This is a genomic window from Pseudovibrio ascidiaceicola (genome assembly GCF_900114245.1).
Lineage (GTDB): Bacteria > Pseudomonadota > Alphaproteobacteria > Rhizobiales > Stappiaceae > Pseudovibrio > Pseudovibrio ascidiaceicola.
The window spans coordinates 56,398-71,511 of record NZ_FOSK01000006.1; the positions used below are offsets into that span (position 1 = coordinate 56,398).

Sequence of the window (15,114 nt, forward strand, 5' to 3'; positions counted from 1 at the left end):
TGGTTTTGTCCGTTATATTCAGCTTGGCTTTTGCACCACGAAGAATGGGAAAGATGCCTGACCTGCTGGGCTAGAGATACCCAAACATTCTGCCGCATATCAGGACCCCGAGCCAGCTGAACAGCGAGATGAAACCGGCGGACTTGAAGCGCGGAATAGTTCCGCGGGAGTCTACCTGTGCCAAGTAGCGCCAGGGTTTGTTGAAGCGCAGAAACAACGCATTGAGTAGGGCGAGGGTGAAAAAGCCTGACTTGGCCCAGAATATAGGCGCATTGACGTATACTTGCGCTTTGACTGAGAGCAGGAAGATGCCGGTTGCGATGGCAATCAGGCCTCCCAGAAGGGCAATGCGCGTGAGAGGGCGTGCAAGGTCGTATAGCGGAATGGAGCGCCACATACCCATCATGCGCAGGTCAAGCGGGACGAGGGAGCCAAACAACATTGCGAGCCCGACGATGTGGCCTGTGTTGATTGCCGGATAGACCCACCATGCATACTTGAAAACCTCCGGCAGCTGAGAGCGTTCGAGATCGGCAGCAAGTGCTTGCAATTGAGTAAGGAGGTCCATCATTATTCCGTTGTGATTTTGATCGCTCTGTTCAACCTGAGTGCAGACGCGATACCATGCAAGGATTGATTGGCACACTTATTCCGGTGCCCACGGTTTTATTATTCTGAGGTTGTTTATGGCTGACTTTGTGCATTTGGAATGGGGGCGAAACGCCTGCAGTGATGGTTATGCTGCGACTGTGATTGTTGATTGCCTGAGCTTCTCGACAGCGACTTCTGTAGCTTGTGGCCGAGGTGCGCTGGTCGTGCCTGTGGCTGACCGTGACCATGGGAAAGCGCTGGCTGCTGAGATTGGTGGGGTTTGTGCTGGGAAACGCAGTGAGGGTGGCTACTCATTGTCTCCACCAACGCTCATGGGGCTGACCGCTGACGATGTGTTGGTGCTGCCCAGCCCTAACGGTGCGACGCTTTCTGCTCTGCCGAGAGAAGGGCGAGTGTTTGCGGCTGCGCTTCGCAATGCTTCTGCGGTTGTGGCTTATCTGGCGGAGGTTTCCGGCAAGGTCTTATTGCTTGCTGCAGGGGAGAAGTGGCCGGATGGGAGTTTACGACCTGCTTTGGAGGACCAGTTGGCTTGTGGCGCACTTGCACATTTGCTGAATTGCCCAATGTCGTCAGAAGCCTCGTTCGCGCGAGCTGGTTATCTTTCGTGTACAGATGATTTGCATGGTGCACTAAAGGGCTGTGTGAGCGGGCAAGAGCTGACGCACCGTGGTTACACAGTTGATGTGGAGTGGGCCGCTGATCTGGATTCGGAAAGCTGCGTGCCAGAACTGCGGCAAGTTGCGCTTGGTGGGAAGCTCGTGACTGCGTTTGGGGATGTGCTTTAGAGGCATCCGTGGATGCCTCTAAAGCTAGCGGATGAATGGAACTTCTATTTGGACTCGAAGTTGATTGTGCCGATTACATCAGAGCCCTTTGTGAAGAGATATTGAGCACCAGCATCTGAAAGTTTTACCTTGATGTTAGCGCGTTTCGTCATCGCAAGATTTACTAAAACATTTCCATATGGAGTTCCGTTTACGAAGAAGTTGCTGCCACTAAACGTGATCTGTTGAGACATATCATTATGAAGTTCGAGTGTGATTCCTGCACCGTCTTTGGACATTTTTGAGCCAGGGAGTGCATTGTCGAGTTCTTTTGCAAAGTAGTCGTAGCTTGCGCCTTTGATGAACATGACCTTCTTTATATTTGGGATTTCCTGCTCGTAAGCCACGAGCAGCCCATATGCTCCCTTAAACTCGCTTGAACCGATTTTGTCTTCCCATGAGCCGACATAAACAGGTACCCTTGCACTGAATGAAACTGTGCGATCGATACCGTCCGGAGCTTTTGCGCAACCTTTGAACTCTGCGTTTTGAAATGAGCGTTGGACAGCTGGTTCGACCTTGCCGCGAATTTTCTCACAGTCGTCTTCTGAGAATGTTCCTTTGCCCACGAGCGTGACCGGAGCGAGGATCGGTTTGCCTTCTGTGTCTTTCGTCAAGTCACTCGCATATAGGCTAACTTCAGTCTCGTAGTTACACGCGGTTACGGTCAGGCCAATAATCAAGGCTGATAATATCTTAGAGTACTTCATTGTGTATTCTGCGTCGCCAGTTGTAGTTTGGGTTTGCTCATGACCATGCAGCTCAAGAGCAGTGATCCGGAAGATTAAATTGCGTTTAAAATATTACTAGTTGCTGCATATGATGCATGCAAGTCATGGTTGATGCGACTTTTAGGACAGCTCCAGATTACATCTGCGGCGCAGATGACGCTTATTTTTGAGATTATGTCAGCCTTACTTCGGTGATTGTTAAGTGTTTCTCTGAAAACTGACTGAAATCCGCGGTTTCCCGGTGCGCTGGGGTGACTGATCGTTGCGCACTTTAAATTGCGTGAGATATGCCTGTTGACAAATGATGTGGTTATAGGCAGGTTCTGCGCGATCAATTTTGAAGGTAGTGTTTAGCAGCATGATGTTTGCGATGACCAACATGAAGAAAACCATGAAACGTGCGATGACCGCGCGCATGGCTTCTGTTGCGCTTAAAACAACTACCAAGACAATCACCACGAAAACGACAAAGACCACCGTCTAAGGTGCCTCTCTTTCCCGCGCTCTCCCCGGGACGGAGGGCGCCAGAGGGCTCACCGGGCGCAGTTAGCCTCCGGAAGCCAGCGGGGGAGACGAAGAGGACAAAACCAATGGGTTATAAGATTGCAATTGCAGGTGCTACCGGCAATGTGGGTGCGGAAATGCTGGATATTCTGGCAGAGCGTGGTTTCCCGGCTGATGAAGTGATTGCATTGGCATCTCGCCGCTCTCAGGGCAAAGAAATCTCCTTTGGTGACAAGACGCTGAAAGTTAAAGCGATGGAGAATTTTGATTTCTCCGATGTTGATATCTGTCTCATGTCTGCCGGTGGCTCTATTGCGAAAGAGTGGGCACCAAAGATTGCTGCCAAGGGCTGTGTTGTCATCGATAACTCTTCTGCATGGCGCTATGATCAGGATGTTCCGCTGATCGTGCCTGAAGTGAACGCTGATGATATTGTTGACTTCAAGAAGAAGAACATCATCGCGAACCCGAACTGTTCCACAGCACAGCTGGTTGTTGCACTTAAGCCAATTCACGAAAAAGCTGGCATCAAGCGCCTCGTTGTTTCCACTTACCAGTCTGTTTCTGGTGGTGGTAAAGACGCGATGGATGAGCTGTTCAACCAGACCCGCGCTGTTTTCGTAAACGACCCGATTGAGCCTCAGCAGTTCACCAAGCGCATTGCGTTTAATGTGATCCCGCACATCGATGAGTTCATGGAAGATGGTTACACCAAGGAAGAGTGGAAGGTTCTGGCTGAGACCAAGAAGATGCTCGATCCAACCATCAAGGTAACCTGTACTGCTGTTCGCGTGCCTGTGTTTGTTGGTCATGCCGAGTCCGTGAACATGGAACTGGATAGCCCACTTTCTCCTGAAGAAGCTCAGGACCTGCTGCGCGAAGCGCCGGGTATTCTGGTTGTCGATAAGCGTGAAGACGGCGGCTATGTCACTCCTTACGAGTGTGCTGGCGAAGATGCGACTTACGTTTCCCGTATTCGTGAAGACGCGACCGTTGAGAACGGCCTGAACATGTGGGTTGTTTCCGATAACCTGCGTAAGGGCGCAGCGCTGAACACCGTTCAGATTGCAGAGGTTCTGGTGAATCGCGGCCTTATCAAGCCAAAAGCAGAAGCTGTTGCATAAGCTTTTCAGCAATTGCTGAGATTAGGAAGGGCACCTTTTAGGTGCCCTTTTTTGTTAGAGGCCACCACGTTCTCCCATGAACATCCTGCGCGGTACGTAGCGAAGATCCGGGACCCATGAATGCCTCACGGCAACGTTTCACTCGCGGTATATCGCAATTATCGTATGGGCCCCGGCTCGGGAGGGCATGACGGTGGTGGGCGCTTGCTGAAAAACTTATTCCCCTCGTGTTTTCCTCCCATATTCTGAACCTATGCCTACGTAACGGGCTGCTGGCGGAGCGACCGTCAGTTTGTCGTAGGCTGGGTTGGGCTGTTGGAAGACGTAACGCACCTTTCAGTGGTCCGGTGAACCGAACTTCAAACGTGGCCGCATGGTTTGAGGGGAAGGGCCCAGGACTATAGGGTATCACGCGGTGATAGATCCAAGAGCACCGGCAGTAAAACCTGCTTTTGCGAAAGTGTCTATCAAAGACGGAGGAACTGTTTGGGCATGGAAACGTGTCTGGATAAGCCACTTTCTTTCCGGGAAACCGGCTATCGTGCCTTATAGGCAAAAGAGGCGACGTTGTTCATTACAAGAAAGCCCGGGCAAGGCGATAGCTGATGCCGAAGAAACTAACTTACTCACACTGCGCAGGCACCACCTGCCGCCTTGCTCCTCCCGATCTTCGGGAAACCCAACTCTACCACCGCATGGGACGCCATGTGGTGCTACTGGTGTTTGCAGGGGTACTTTACGCTAAGGTTATGCTAAGTTTTGCCAAATTATGGGGGGGAATATGCAGACACTTGAAATTAGAGCTGCGCAGTATGATGAGTTGCCTGAGGTCGCTCGTATGTACCGGTATTCGCGAGACAGATGCCTTTCATTTATACCTAGACTGCACACACCAGAAGAAGATCTTTGGTTCTTTCAGAATATTGTTTTTAAAGAGAATGAACTGACAATAGTCATGGGAGATGAGCAAATCATAGGTATGATGGCCACCAAAGATGACTGGGTAGAACAGCTTTATCTGGATCCGCGGCACCTGCGGAAGGGCGTTGGTACAAGGCTCTTAAACCAAGCAAAAGCTCACTCTCCCGGAAATCTGAAGCTTATGTGCTTTGTCAGGAATGTGGATGCGAGAGCATTTTACGAAGCGCATGGGTTTAAGGAAGTGAAGCGGACAAGCGGTTCAGAGAATGAAGAAGGTGCGCCCGATATTTTGTATGAGTGGAAGGCTTAGTTTTCCCGGCAAAATAGAGGGTGAATTGTGGTGCAGTACGACGGGCGCGAGATGATACCCCTAAAATTGCAGGGGGCATATACGGTGATTTCCGTCTAGTGCAGCGTAACTCTGAGTGGCATTGTTCGAAGTAGATGTAAGCCAGAGCACTTTGCGTTGTTCAAGATTGACGCTTCCTGCTCTTAGCGTTTTTGCCATGCGTGTCCTTTTGGGAATATCCGAACCACTATTAGGAGGATGCGCTTTAGGACAATGTGTTGGGAGGCACACGAGAATGCTGAACACTGCAAGTTATGCCAACTACAAGATCACCCATACGGATGAGACCTTTACGGATTGGCTTGTGAAATCTGCAGGACCTGCTTGGAATAAGGCGATCAATCACCCGTTTACCAGTGCTGTTGGCAACGACACAGTGAGTGCTGAGGTGTTCACCCGTTATTTGTTGGAGGATTACCACTACATTCAGGATCTGGCATCCGCGTTGGGATTCTTGATTGCCAAAGCGCCGACAATGGCTGCCAAGACGCGTTTGGCTGGCTTTGCACAACAGCTGACTTCCAATGAACTGGGATATTTTCAACGCACCTTTAAAGAACTGGGCATCGCGCCTGAGGTTTATGAGGCAGCAAAGCCCAATACGATTACTCGGGCAATTGGCGCAACGCTGTTGTCGACAGCTGGCAAAGGTCACTACGTTGATGGCATGGCAACATTGCTGGCTTCTGAGTGGATCTATCGTGAATGGGGCCATCGGGAAGCTGCCAAGCCACGACCTGAGCGGTTATACCTTGCTGAGTGGGTTGAGTTTCTGGCGACCGATGAGTTTGGTGAGTTCATTGAGTGGATCAAGCGGGAAGTGAACTCGATTGGCGAAGAAGAACGTGTGAAGCGCCAAAGCGAGATCTCAGAGAGTTTTACTCATATGTGTGAGCTTGAAGCTGAGTTCTTCGACATGGTGAGCTGACAAAAGGCTTCAAATCTGAACCAGAAATGCTCTCTGTTTTGCGGGGAGCATTTTTTTTCAAAGGGGTAGGTCCCTAGTTATACGTATTGGCTAAAAACTAGGGGTAACTGCACGTTTTACCTGTAACATCTCCGTGATATTGCTGGAAAATTGCAGGAAATGACAAGATGTTCTCAAATGAGATTTTGTCTCCGAGTGCCTTATAGGAAGTATTTTTTATGCATGTGAGACTTTGTGGTAACTGGTTCTAATAAATTCCAGTATTGGTAGTTTATTTGATTTAAATAAGCTCACAGCTCCGCTAATTGTAGAAAATTTTCCTCATTCTGATAGAACGAGCTCAACAAAATAATAGTAATCAGGAATAGATTATGTTCTCTCGTTCTACTGTTGCTGCACTTGCCCTTCTCGTGGCTGTTCCTGCTCAGGCTGAAACAATCCGTGTGGGCATGTCTGGTGGGTATTTCCCATTCACATTTGTCAAGCAGGACGTTCTGCAGGGCTTTGAAGTTGACGTTGCTCGTGCGATTGCTAAGCAGACTGGTGATGAAGTTGAATTCGTTACCATGAGCTTCTCCGGCCTGATTGGCGCTCTGGAAGCTGGCCGCATTGACACTATTGCGAACCAGATCACCATTACGCCTGAGCGTGAAGCCAAGTTCACCTTCTCCCAGCCATACGTTTATGACGGTGCGCAGGTTGTTGTGAAAGCTGGCAACGAAGAAATCGGCGGCGTTGAAGACCTTAAAGGCAAGAGCGTTGCTGTAAACCTCGGTTCCAATTTTGAAGAGCTTCTGCGCGGTTTGCCATTTGCTGATGAAATCGACATCCGCACCTACGAAAGCAACCTGGCTCAGGATACTGCTCTTGGTCGTGTTGATGCGTTTATTCATGACCGCATCAGTGCAACACAGGTGATCAAAGAAACTCCGCTGCCGCTGGCGCTGGCTGGTGCTCCATTCTCTGAAATTCGCAACGCAATGCCGTTCCGTACTGATGAAGATGGTAAAGCTTTGGCTGCTAAGGTAGATGTTGCAATCGACGAACTGAAGGCTTCAGGCAAGCTGGCTGAGATCTCCGACAAATGGTTTGGAGCGGACATCACCAAAGCTGACTAAGCTGTCCGTTCAGAATTAGTAAAGCAGTTCACATCTAAGAATCTTTGGTGGAACTGCTTTTCCTTTTTCATGCCTTCGGGAATTTACTCCCGTCGTTCGAGGGCATGCTCTAATAATAAGAACTGATTATGCGCGCCTTAGATCTGGACTACATGCTCGGCCTTTTGCCGATCCTTTTAAAGTACTTACCCCTAACTTTGGGTATGGCAAGTGTGTCCATGATTTTGGCGCTTATACTTGCATCGCTGTTTGCAATTATCCGCGTGGTGCGCTTTCCTGTCTTGGATGCAATCACGCGGCTCTTTATCAGCTTCTTTCGTGGAACGCCGCTGCTGGTGCAGCTGTTTTTGTTCTACTACGGTTTGCCGCAGCTCTTTTCGTTCCTCACAGCGATTGATGGGGTTTCTGCTGCGATTATCGGTCTGACTCTGCATTTTTCCGCTTATATGGCAGAGAGTATTCGTGCGGCGATCCTGGGTGTTGACCGTAGCCAATGGGAAGCAGCAAAGTCGATTGGTATGTCTACTGGTCAGATGATGCGCCGGATTATTCTGCCGCAAGCAGCGCGTGTTGCTGCGCCAACGCTGATTAACTACTTCATCGATCTGATCAAAAGCACCAGTCTGGCCTTTACGCTTGGTGTGACTGAATTGATGGGTGCTGCGCAGAAAGAAGCAGCAGGAAGCTTCCTGTACTTCGAGACGTTTATTGTCGTTGCCGTTATTTATTGGGCTGTGGTTGAGAGCCTTGCTTTCGTTCAGACCCAAATTGAAAACCGACTTTCAAAGGCTGTTTCCAGATGATCCAGATCCGCGGGCTCACAAAAATCTATAATGGTGTCCCTGTGTTGAACGGGATCGACCTGGATATCAAAAAAGGCGAACGTATCGCTATTATTGGTCCGTCCGGGACTGGTAAATCTACTTTGCTGCGTTGTCTCAACTTTCTTGAGACGCCAGAAGAGGGCGAGTATGTTCTTGATGGCAAGAGCATCGACGTTCGCAAAGCAAATGCCGCGCAGATTAAAGAGATGCGTCTGAGAACGGCCTTTGTGTTCCAGAATTACGCCTTGTTTGCCAACAAAACAGCGCGTGAGAATATTGCTGAAGGCTTGATCACCGTTCGTGGTGAAGCCAAAGAGACTGCGTTTGAGCGGGCCGATGAGATCCTACGGGATATCGGTTTGGCAGATAAGACTGATGCCTATCCTGCGTCTCTTTCTGGTGGTCAGCAGCAGCGCGTTGGTATTGGCCGTGCGATGGCGAGCAACTCGGAGCTGATGCTGGTTGATGAGCCGACTTCTGCGCTTGATCCTGAATGGGTTGATGAGGTGCTGCAGCTGCTTACCCGCGTTGCGCAGGCTCATCAGACGATGTTGATCGTGACCCATGAGATGGCATTTGCAAAAGAGATTGCGGATCGCGTTCTGTTTATGGAAGGCGGGCGCATTGTTGAGCAAGGCCCACCTGAGAAGATCTTCACGAGCCCAGATGATCCAAGAACGCGCAGTTTCTTGCGGAAAGTTCTTTAGAGAGTTTCGAGAGCGGTACCTTCTTATGGATGTACCGCTTTTCTTTTATCGACCGGACAGGGTGTTGTTGACCTGAATGAGTTCAGCGTTACCACCACACAATAAGACGCCGATGCGCTCGCCTTCTTCTGGCTTGTATGCACCGGAGATCAGAGCTGCCAGGGCTGTTGCGCCGCCTGGTTCGACGACGAGCTGCATTTCTCTCCAGAGCCGACGTTGCGCGGCGAGAATAGCGTCATCCTCGACAAGGATGGATTGCGCAATGTGGTTTCGTGCGACCTCAAACGGGAAGGTGCCGCATCGTTTTGCACCCAGTGCGTTGGCTGCGATGCTGTCCAGTTCGACATCAACTGGCTCACCGGCTTTAAGCGCTGCGTTCATGGAGCAGGAGCCAAATGGCTCTATGGCAATGACTTTGGTGGGGCTGTTTGCATAGTAGCTTGCAACACCTGCTGCGAGGCCGCCGCCACCGACAGCCACAAGGATGGTATCCAGATCAGGACTTTGTTCCGCCCATTCCAATGCTACGGTGCCCTGGCCGTTGATTGTATCTATGGCGTCGAATGGGTGAATATCAATTGCGCCGGTTTGCTTCTGGTATTCAGTGCACAGAGCTGCAGCATCCGCATAGGCGGAGCCTTCGACATGGACGTCTGCGCCGAAGCTGCGGATCTTATCGATCTTCGCTGGGTTGGAAATCTCAGGGACGAAGATCTTGGCTTTCTTGCCGAGAGCATGAGCTGCACAGGCAACGGCAGCACCGTGATTGCCACCTGAGGCTGCTGCTATACCAGCTTCTGGAATTGAGTTGTTTAGTAATGAGTTGAATGCTCCACGCGCTTTGAAGGAACCTGAATGCTGCAGGTGTTCTAGTTTCAAAGAAATGGAGTACTTCAGGCCAAAAGTGCCGTTACCGCTCACAATAGATGGAGTTTTGCGAATGTATTTCTGAATTCGTTTGTGAGCAACTTCAATAGCTTGTTTAGATATTTGCACGGTAATGGCCTGAATATTTTTAATATAGAGAAGCCCCGGAAAAATCCGAGGCTTCGAAAATTGCAATGTGCATTTTAGGTTGCAGGCATCGCAGTTTCAACCAGTTTAATGAAATAGGAACAGCCATATGGAATAGCTTCGTCATTGAAGTCATATTTCGGATGGTGCAGTCCCGCAGACTCTCCGTTTCCAAGGAAGATGAAAGCACCCGGCTTTTCTTCGAGGTAATACGCAAAGTCCTCGCCGCCCATGGTTGGGTCGATGTTTTCGTCGACCTTGTCTGAGCTGCCTGCGATTTCGGCTGCAATTTGCGTCGCGAACTTAGTCTGGTCTGGATGGTTTGATGTAGATGGGTACCCATCTGCAAAGTCAAAGTCCACGCCAGCACCGTTTGCTGCGCAAACGCCTTCAACAACCTGCTTTACGCGTTGAGCAGCCTGCTTGCGAACATCCTGATCCAGCGTACGGATGGTGCCACCCAGTTTTGCTGTGTCTGGGATGATGTTGTATGCAGTGCCAGCTTGGAAGAAGGTCACGGAAATTACGATAGACTGCAGTGGTCCAACATTACGGGATGCGATGGACTGCAGAGCAGATACGATCTGTGAGCCAACAACAACCGGGTCGATTGTATTGTGTGGGTATGCTGCGTGGCCGCCGACGCCTTTCACGGTGATGGTGAACTCATCGGTTGATGCCATTAGTGGACCAGAGCGGGTCGCGAAGTGGTCGATTGGAGTGCCTGGCTGGTTGTGCAGGCCGTATATCTCGTCCACATTCCAACGGGTAAACAGGCCATCGTCCATCATTGCTTTTGCGCCGGCTCCGCCTTCTTCAGCTGGCTGGAACACGAGAATAACTGTGCCGTCGAAGTTGCGGGTTTCAGCAAGGTATTTTGCTGTGCCCAGCAGCATTGCGGTGTGGCCGTCGTGACCACATGCGTGCATGGCGCCTTCGTTTTTGGATGCGTATTCCTTGCCGGTTTCTTCGGCCATTGGAAGAGCATCCATGTCAGCACGAAGAGCGATGGATTTACCTGCGCCGCCGTTGCGGCCTTTGATAACACCAACGACGCCTGTGCGACCCACACCTGTGGTGATTTCATCAACGCCGATCTCTTTCAAGATTTCGGCTACTTTTGCTGATGTGCGGTGTGTCTCATAAAGAACTTCAGGATGTTCATGAAAATCACGGCGCCAAGCGGTGATTTCATCGTGCATTTCTGCAAGACGATTAATGGTTGGCATCGGAGTGCTCCCTCAAATACTTCGGATTCTTATTGAGATTAGAAAATGAACCTCACTTTGGCCCAGTGCAGTGAAATATTGCAAGAGCAAATCAATCGCAAAAGGGTCAGTTGAGTAAAATTAAATGAACTGCCAATGTGGCTCCTTAACTAACCCGAGGACCGCTTAATCACGCTAAGTTATTGCTGACGTCAGGTCACATATTGCAGTTTGTTCAACTTCAGCAGCAGTGAGGCAGTATGGCGATCTATCGGAGTGTTTTTCGGAATGTCACAGAGGAGAAACAGCAATGGATGTTTCTCAACAAAGCCAATCGATACACCAGCCTTTTACCTGCCAAAGCCGAGTTTGAAACTGGTCCTTTTGATTTTCGACGCAATGTCTCTATCAATCTTCTCGTAAATGGTGGTCTGTTTGGAACCTCTTTGCGCTACAACTCCTTGCGTGACAGTTGGAGCATGTGGCCGTTGACGAGTGATTTCTCGCTTCAGATCGATAAGCGCACTGTGACTGTCGAGTGTGCTTTGACGTCTCCCTATAAAGCGGATGCGAATGTGGAGTCGCTTGCACGGTTCTTTGAGGAAATGAGCAGGCCTAGTCGGTGATTGGCACTCTTGCTTCAGGCAAATGCGTAGACGGATGTCTTTTTAGTCTCGTTGTCTTCGAGCTCTCGTTGCACCGGAATTTCATAGGTTTTCAGGTGGGTGAGACGTGAAGTTGGAAAGTAGGAGCGTTGAGGATCTCCGACTAAAACCGGAATTGGTTTTTCCTTAGGATTGGTGTCTAGCCAACTAAGAACCCTTATGGTCATATCCGGGTCGTAAAAGACATCGCCGCAGCAAATCAGGTCGTAATTACCAAGAGAGCTTCCCAGAAGATCTTTAGTGCTGACTTGAATTGTAACCTGATTCAGGTTTGCGTTGATAAGTGCGGCATCTGCAGCGAAGAGATCTATGTCTGCTGCGATAGCTGAGGCTGCTCCGGCTTTCATTGCGGCGATGGCAACGAGGCCTGAGCCGCTGGCGAAATCGAGGATGTGTTTGTCTTTAACAGTCTCGGGATTGTCGAGAATGTAGCGGGCCAGTGCTTGTCCACCCGCCCATGCAAATGCCCAGAACGGGGAAGGGACTCCCAGCTCTTCCAGCTCCTCTTCACCCATGCGCCAGAGATCGACGCTTTCGTCTGCCAGGTGAAGAAGTATGGACGGCGCATGAGGAACAGGATGACTTCGTGTCTGCTCCAAAATAAATGCGCGCCGGTCCGTAATTGTCATCGGTACTTAGACCTCTGATGGGTCCATGCCTGCCATTTCCAGAACAACGGCCCATTCTTCCGGCTTTACCGGCTGAACAGAAAGACGCATGGACGTTACGAGAGCCATGTCGGAAAGACGTTCTTCGGCCTTCACTTGCGCCAGCGTTACTGTCTGCGGAAGGTCTTTGACGGCTTTGATGTCTACGCATTCCCAGCGTGGATCATCTGTCGTGGAATCTGGATGTGCGAGCGCGCAGACCTCTACGATGCCGACAACTTCTTTGCCGATGTTGGAATGGTAGAAGAAGCCACGGTCACCGATTTTCATGTCGCGCATGAAGTTGCGGGCCTGATAGTTGCGTACGCCGTCCCACTCTTCGCCTTCTTCACCCTTGGCTTTTTGATGATCCCAGGACCACTTGTTAGGTTCGGATTTGAACAGCCAGTATTGCAACTTTGCCTCCATTAAAAAGAGCACCTGCCTACAATGAGAGACTGGTGCTCCAAAATTGACGTGTTGTAATACTTACAACAAAATTAGGCTTCCGGGTTCTTAATTACCCAGTTCCAAGGACGGATCTCAACAGATTCAAAGAGACCTGCCAGTGAATAAGGATCTTCATTAGCTACTGCCAATGCTTCGTCCCTGTTCGCGGCTTCAATCATGACCAGCGAACCTGTCGGAGATACGAGGTCATCACACATGAAAGGTCCCGCTGCCTTCAAACGATCACCAAGACCTTTGAGGAAATCGAGATGATCTTGACGTGTTTTTTGGCGAAGGTCTTCAGAATGCGCCTTATCAGTGCAGATGAGAGCGTACAGCATATTGGATACTCCAGTAGCAGGTTTTCAACCTAACCATTTGATCCCTGATATACAACCAGGCAATTCCTAGCTTAAAAGGATTCTACTAGGGGTGTGTCTCTCGTTTGAGGGGGCGCGTCATTAAGTCGCTCAATGCCTGTGCGACGTCGATTTTCCCAGCTACGATTTGTGACACGGTGTTTGCAATTGGCATGTCGACACCATGTTCGGTTGCCAAGGCGACCGCGATATTAGCGGAGTGAGCGCCTTCTGCAAGCTTTTGTCCCGGTGCAACCAATTCCTGCGGAGTTCTACCCTGTCCGATCTTTAAGCCGAAGGCAAAATTTCGTGATTGAGTTGAGGAACATGTGAGGACCAAGTCGCCAAGACCAGACAGACCTGTGAGCGTTTCGCTTCTGGCATTGAGTGCCATGCCGAGGCGGCTCAGTTCTGCGAAGCCGCGGGCTGTCAGTGCTGCCTGTGCGCTGGCACCGAGGCCGTAGCCGACGGCTGCGCCACAAGCGATTGCGAGCACGTTTTTGAGAGCGCCACCAATTTGTACGCCGATGAGGTCATCAGTTGCGTAAGGGCGGAAGCTTTTTGAGGCGAGTGCTGCGGAAAGCTGATCTGCTACTGCGCCGTCTTCAGCTGCAATTGTGACGGCTGTTGGCAAGCCCTTTGCCACGTCATGCGCGAAGCTTGGGCCAGACAGCGCTGCGGGAATGGCATCTGGCGCGACGGACTTGATCACCTCAGAAAGGAGCTGACCGGTTGATTGCTCGATGCCTTTTGCGCAGAGAACGATTGGTGTCGCTGGCTTTAGAAACGGCTTGATCGCTTCTGTCATCGCCCGGGTTGTCTGCGCTGGTGTTACAAGCAAGAGGGCATCGGCACCGCTGACAGCATGCTTGAGGATGCCGGTAGCGGTGATTTGCTCTGTCCACTCAATGCCGGGCAGGTATTTCGGGTTCTGTTTGTTGGCATTGATTGCGGCGATGGTTTCTGCATCGCGGGCCCATAAGGAGACTTCCCGACCTGCTCTTGCGGCTGCCAAGGCGAGCGCAGTTCCCCAAGATCCTCCGCCAATTACAGCGATCTTGTTTAGAGCAGTGGTCATGTTGTTTTCCTTATTGGGTGATGTTCAGTCGTTCACACAGTTGCTCAAGAGGGATATCGAACCCTCCGTGCATTGTTAGCTTGGACTTAGTTTCGTTGTCTGCCAAATCAACCCAGAAGAAGCGAAAGAGGATAGGATCTCCACCGTCATTTGGGCTCATTTCGTAATGATCCCAAGTCTGCTTTGCTTTTTCCTGAATTTTGAGATGGAAAAATTTGCGGCGGTGTAGCTCTGGACCTGAAGTGAGGGCATCGTCATACAGGAAGTCATGGCCAGTGAATTGCTCAAGTGCGCCGGAAACACTGAGGCCTGTTTCTTCTTCAAACTCGCGTTTGGCAGCTTGCAGATAGCTTTCACCCGGATCCAGTGTTCCACCTGGCACCTGCAATGTGCCTGCGATGTCGGTTTCCGGTTCATCAAAAACGAGAAGGTGTGTGCCGCAGGTCATATAGACGTAGGCTTTGTGCCGAGGCTGCAATGTCGTTTCCACCATGAATCAATCAAATCGATGTTGTTTGAATTTGGCAGATGTTATTTGCAGGAGTTTGTTGCAAGCAAGGCGTTATAGCAGTTTGCACATAAATAGCAGTATGACACGCGCTTTAGCGCCGCATGGCTTTGCCTGCAGCGTGGAACTGAATGCCCCGAAAGTTCGGGAGTGAGCAAGGCGAGCAGGCAGAGCCTGCGCATTGTGAGTAAATTAGTTTCTTCGGCATTGGCTGCTCGCCTTGCCCGGGCGTTTTTGTATGAAACAAGATCTCCTCCGAAAGGCATTGGGAGCAGGCACTGTCAACGATGCACACACTTGCCAGAGGCAAATGTGATTGTCGGTGAAAGCTAAACGCCTGCCAGTGTAGACGCCCATCGGGTGACCAGCTTCCGCTTGGTCCCTGCACTAAAGACTTTCAAGGGGTGTTTCAACGAACCCGCCGGGTGATGCGTTACTTCACCCGGTAGCCCCGCCCAGCCCACGCCGCACTGATGGACGGTCCACCAGCTGCCCGAATACGTGAGCACAACACTGAGAATAAGCGCGGTTGAGGGCAGGGGG

18 protein-coding genes are annotated in these 15,114 nt (G+C 50.6%); 8 read left to right on the forward strand and 10 right to left on the reverse strand.

All coding sequences use genetic code 11. The annotated features are described in order from the left end of the window. Positions 1 to 70 precede the first annotated feature (70 nt). Positions 71 to 568 carry a hypothetical protein gene (locus tag BM231_RS12510; protein WP_208860315.1) on the reverse strand — a complete coding sequence of 166 codons (498 nt, stop codon included), beginning with the start codon at positions 566 to 568 and terminating at the stop codon, positions 71 to 73. 118 nt (positions 569 to 686) lie between these two features. Here BM231_RS12510 and BM231_RS12515 point away from each other — a divergent pair, with 118 nt between their 5' ends. Then, positions 687 to 1,397 carry a 2-phosphosulfolactate phosphatase gene (locus tag BM231_RS12515; RefSeq protein ID WP_093519855.1) on the forward strand — a complete coding sequence of 237 codons (711 nt, stop codon included), beginning with the start codon at positions 687 to 689 and terminating at the stop codon, positions 1,395 to 1,397. 44 nt (positions 1,398 to 1,441) lie between these two features. Here the strand turns inward: BM231_RS12515 and BM231_RS12520 are convergent, their stop codons facing one another. Both BM231_RS12520 and BM231_RS12525 read right to left on the reverse strand, forming a co-directional pair. Further along, the gene (locus BM231_RS12520; protein WP_093519857.1) at positions 1,442 to 2,146 is read right to left on the reverse strand and encodes a DUF7424 family protein; all 705 of its coding nucleotides are present in this window, start codon (positions 2,144 to 2,146) and stop codon (positions 1,442 to 1,444) included. Between the two features lie 219 nt (positions 2,147 to 2,365). Continuing rightward, entirely contained in the window at positions 2,366 to 2,644 is a 279-nt protein-coding gene (locus tag BM231_RS12525; protein ID WP_063290353.1) for a hypothetical protein, read from the reverse strand. 113 nt (positions 2,645 to 2,757) lie between these two features. Here BM231_RS12525 and BM231_RS12530 point away from each other — a divergent pair, with 113 nt between their 5' ends. The 6 genes from BM231_RS12530 (at position 2,758) to BM231_RS12555 (ending at position 8,642) form a co-directional block, all read left to right on the forward strand. Beyond that, positions 2,758 to 3,795 (forward strand): aspartate-semialdehyde dehydrogenase, encoded by a 1,038-nt coding sequence (locus BM231_RS12530; RefSeq protein WP_063290352.1) that lies wholly within the window; start codon positions 2,758 to 2,760, stop codon positions 3,793 to 3,795. Positions 3,796 to 4,576: 781 nt separating this feature from the next. After that, on the forward strand, positions 4,577 to 5,026 hold the full coding sequence (locus BM231_RS12535) for a GNAT family N-acetyltransferase (RefSeq protein ID WP_208860316.1): 450 nt from the start codon (positions 4,577 to 4,579) through the stop codon (positions 5,024 to 5,026). A gap of 274 nt (positions 5,027 to 5,300) precedes the next feature. Beyond that, the gene (locus tag BM231_RS12540; protein WP_093519859.1) at positions 5,301 to 5,993 is read left to right on the forward strand and encodes a TenA family protein; all 693 of its coding nucleotides are present in this window, start codon (positions 5,301 to 5,303) and stop codon (positions 5,991 to 5,993) included. A 371-nt stretch (positions 5,994 to 6,364) separates the two neighbouring features. Then, positions 6,365 to 7,111 carry an amino acid ABC transporter substrate-binding protein gene (locus tag BM231_RS12545; RefSeq protein WP_057465114.1) on the forward strand — a complete coding sequence of 249 codons (747 nt, stop codon included), beginning with the start codon at positions 6,365 to 6,367 and terminating at the stop codon, positions 7,109 to 7,111. Positions 7,112 to 7,239: 128 nt separating this feature from the next. Further along, positions 7,240 to 7,914: an amino acid ABC transporter permease gene (locus BM231_RS12550; RefSeq protein WP_057465115.1), complete on the forward strand. Its 675-nt coding sequence runs from the start codon at positions 7,240 to 7,242 to the stop codon at positions 7,912 to 7,914. Continuing rightward, a complete protein-coding gene (locus BM231_RS12555) occupies positions 7,911 to 8,642 on the forward strand; it encodes an amino acid ABC transporter ATP-binding protein (protein ID WP_063298633.1) in 732 nt (243 codons plus the stop codon). Before BM231_RS12550 ends, BM231_RS12555 begins: the two co-directional genes overlap by 4 nt. A gap of 45 nt (positions 8,643 to 8,687) precedes the next feature. Here BM231_RS12555 and BM231_RS12560 read toward each other — a convergent pair whose 3' ends face one another. Continuing rightward, positions 8,688 to 9,638: a threonine/serine dehydratase gene (locus tag BM231_RS12560; protein ID WP_093519861.1), complete on the reverse strand. Its 951-nt coding sequence runs from the start codon at positions 9,636 to 9,638 to the stop codon at positions 8,688 to 8,690. Positions 9,639 to 9,712: 74 nt separating this feature from the next. After that, the gene (locus tag BM231_RS12565) at positions 9,713 to 10,885 is read right to left on the reverse strand and encodes a M20 aminoacylase family protein (RefSeq protein WP_093519863.1); all 1,173 of its coding nucleotides are present in this window, start codon (positions 10,883 to 10,885) and stop codon (positions 9,713 to 9,715) included. Positions 10,886 to 11,124: 239 nt separating this feature from the next. Between BM231_RS12565 and BM231_RS12570 the strand changes: the two genes are divergently transcribed. Next, complete coding sequence (locus BM231_RS12570; RefSeq protein ID WP_063312943.1) at positions 11,125 to 11,490, forward strand: hypothetical protein; 366 nt, start codon at positions 11,125 to 11,127, stop codon at positions 11,488 to 11,490. 14 nt (positions 11,491 to 11,504) lie between these two features. Here BM231_RS12570 and BM231_RS12575 read toward each other — a convergent pair whose 3' ends face one another. From BM231_RS12575 to BM231_RS12595, 5 genes are all read right to left on the reverse strand, one after another. Then, positions 11,505 to 12,158: a class I SAM-dependent methyltransferase gene (locus BM231_RS12575; RefSeq protein WP_093519865.1), complete on the reverse strand. Its 654-nt coding sequence runs from the start codon at positions 12,156 to 12,158 to the stop codon at positions 11,505 to 11,507. Positions 12,159 to 12,164: 6 nt separating this feature from the next. Continuing rightward, positions 12,165 to 12,593: an EVE domain-containing protein gene (locus BM231_RS12580; RefSeq protein WP_057461924.1), complete on the reverse strand. Its 429-nt coding sequence runs from the start codon at positions 12,591 to 12,593 to the stop codon at positions 12,165 to 12,167. A gap of 83 nt (positions 12,594 to 12,676) precedes the next feature. Then, a complete protein-coding gene (locus BM231_RS12585; RefSeq protein WP_093519867.1) occupies positions 12,677 to 12,967 on the reverse strand; it encodes a YciI family protein in 291 nt (96 codons plus the stop codon). 85 nt (positions 12,968 to 13,052) lie between these two features. Then, positions 13,053 to 14,063, reverse strand: coding sequence for an NAD(P)H-dependent glycerol-3-phosphate dehydrogenase (locus tag BM231_RS12590; RefSeq protein WP_093519869.1), 1,011 nt, complete (start codon positions 14,061 to 14,063; stop codon positions 13,053 to 13,055). 10 nt (positions 14,064 to 14,073) lie between these two features. Beyond that, a complete protein-coding gene (locus BM231_RS12595; RefSeq protein WP_244271790.1) occupies positions 14,074 to 14,556 on the reverse strand; it encodes an NUDIX hydrolase in 483 nt (160 codons plus the stop codon). Positions 14,557 to 15,114 lie beyond the last annotated feature (558 nt).

Excerpts from the sequence above, each read along its gene's own strand:
- BM231_RS12510 (WP_208860315.1), bottom strand. The coding sequence starts at position 568 with ATGGACCTCCTTACTCAATTGCAAGCACTTGCTGCCGATCTCGAACGC.
- BM231_RS12515 (WP_093519855.1), top strand. The coding sequence starts at position 687 with ATGGCTGACTTTGTGCATTTGGAATGGGGGCGAAACGCCTGCAGTGAT.
- BM231_RS12520 (WP_093519857.1), bottom strand. The coding sequence starts at position 2,146 with ATGAAGTACTCTAAGATATTATCAGCCTTGATTATTGGCCTGACCGTA.
- BM231_RS12530 (WP_063290352.1), top strand. The coding sequence starts at position 2,758 with ATGGGTTATAAGATTGCAATTGCAGGTGCTACCGGCAATGTGGGTGCG.
- BM231_RS12535 (WP_208860316.1), top strand. The coding sequence starts at position 4,577 with ATGCAGACACTTGAAATTAGAGCTGCGCAGTATGATGAGTTGCCTGAG.
- BM231_RS12540 (WP_093519859.1), top strand. The coding sequence starts at position 5,301 with ATGCTGAACACTGCAAGTTATGCCAACTACAAGATCACCCATACGGAT.
- BM231_RS12545 (WP_057465114.1), top strand. The coding sequence starts at position 6,365 with ATGTTCTCTCGTTCTACTGTTGCTGCACTTGCCCTTCTCGTGGCTGTT.
- BM231_RS12550 (WP_057465115.1), top strand. The coding sequence starts at position 7,240 with ATGCGCGCCTTAGATCTGGACTACATGCTCGGCCTTTTGCCGATCCTT.
- BM231_RS12555 (WP_063298633.1), top strand. The coding sequence starts at position 7,911 with ATGATCCAGATCCGCGGGCTCACAAAAATCTATAATGGTGTCCCTGTG.
- BM231_RS12565 (WP_093519863.1), bottom strand. The coding sequence starts at position 10,885 with ATGCCAACCATTAATCGTCTTGCAGAAATGCACGATGAAATCACCGCT.
- BM231_RS12570 (WP_063312943.1), top strand. The coding sequence starts at position 11,125 with ATGGCGATCTATCGGAGTGTTTTTCGGAATGTCACAGAGGAGAAACAG.
- BM231_RS12575 (WP_093519865.1), bottom strand. The coding sequence starts at position 12,158 with ATGACAATTACGGACCGGCGCGCATTTATTTTGGAGCAGACACGAAGT.
- BM231_RS12585 (WP_093519867.1), bottom strand. The coding sequence starts at position 12,967 with ATGCTGTACGCTCTCATCTGCACTGATAAGGCGCATTCTGAAGACCTT.
- BM231_RS12590 (WP_093519869.1), bottom strand. The coding sequence starts at position 14,063 with ATGACCACTGCTCTAAACAAGATCGCTGTAATTGGCGGAGGATCTTGG.
- BM231_RS12595 (WP_244271790.1), bottom strand. The coding sequence starts at position 14,556 with ATGGTGGAAACGACATTGCAGCCTCGGCACAAAGCCTACGTCTATATG.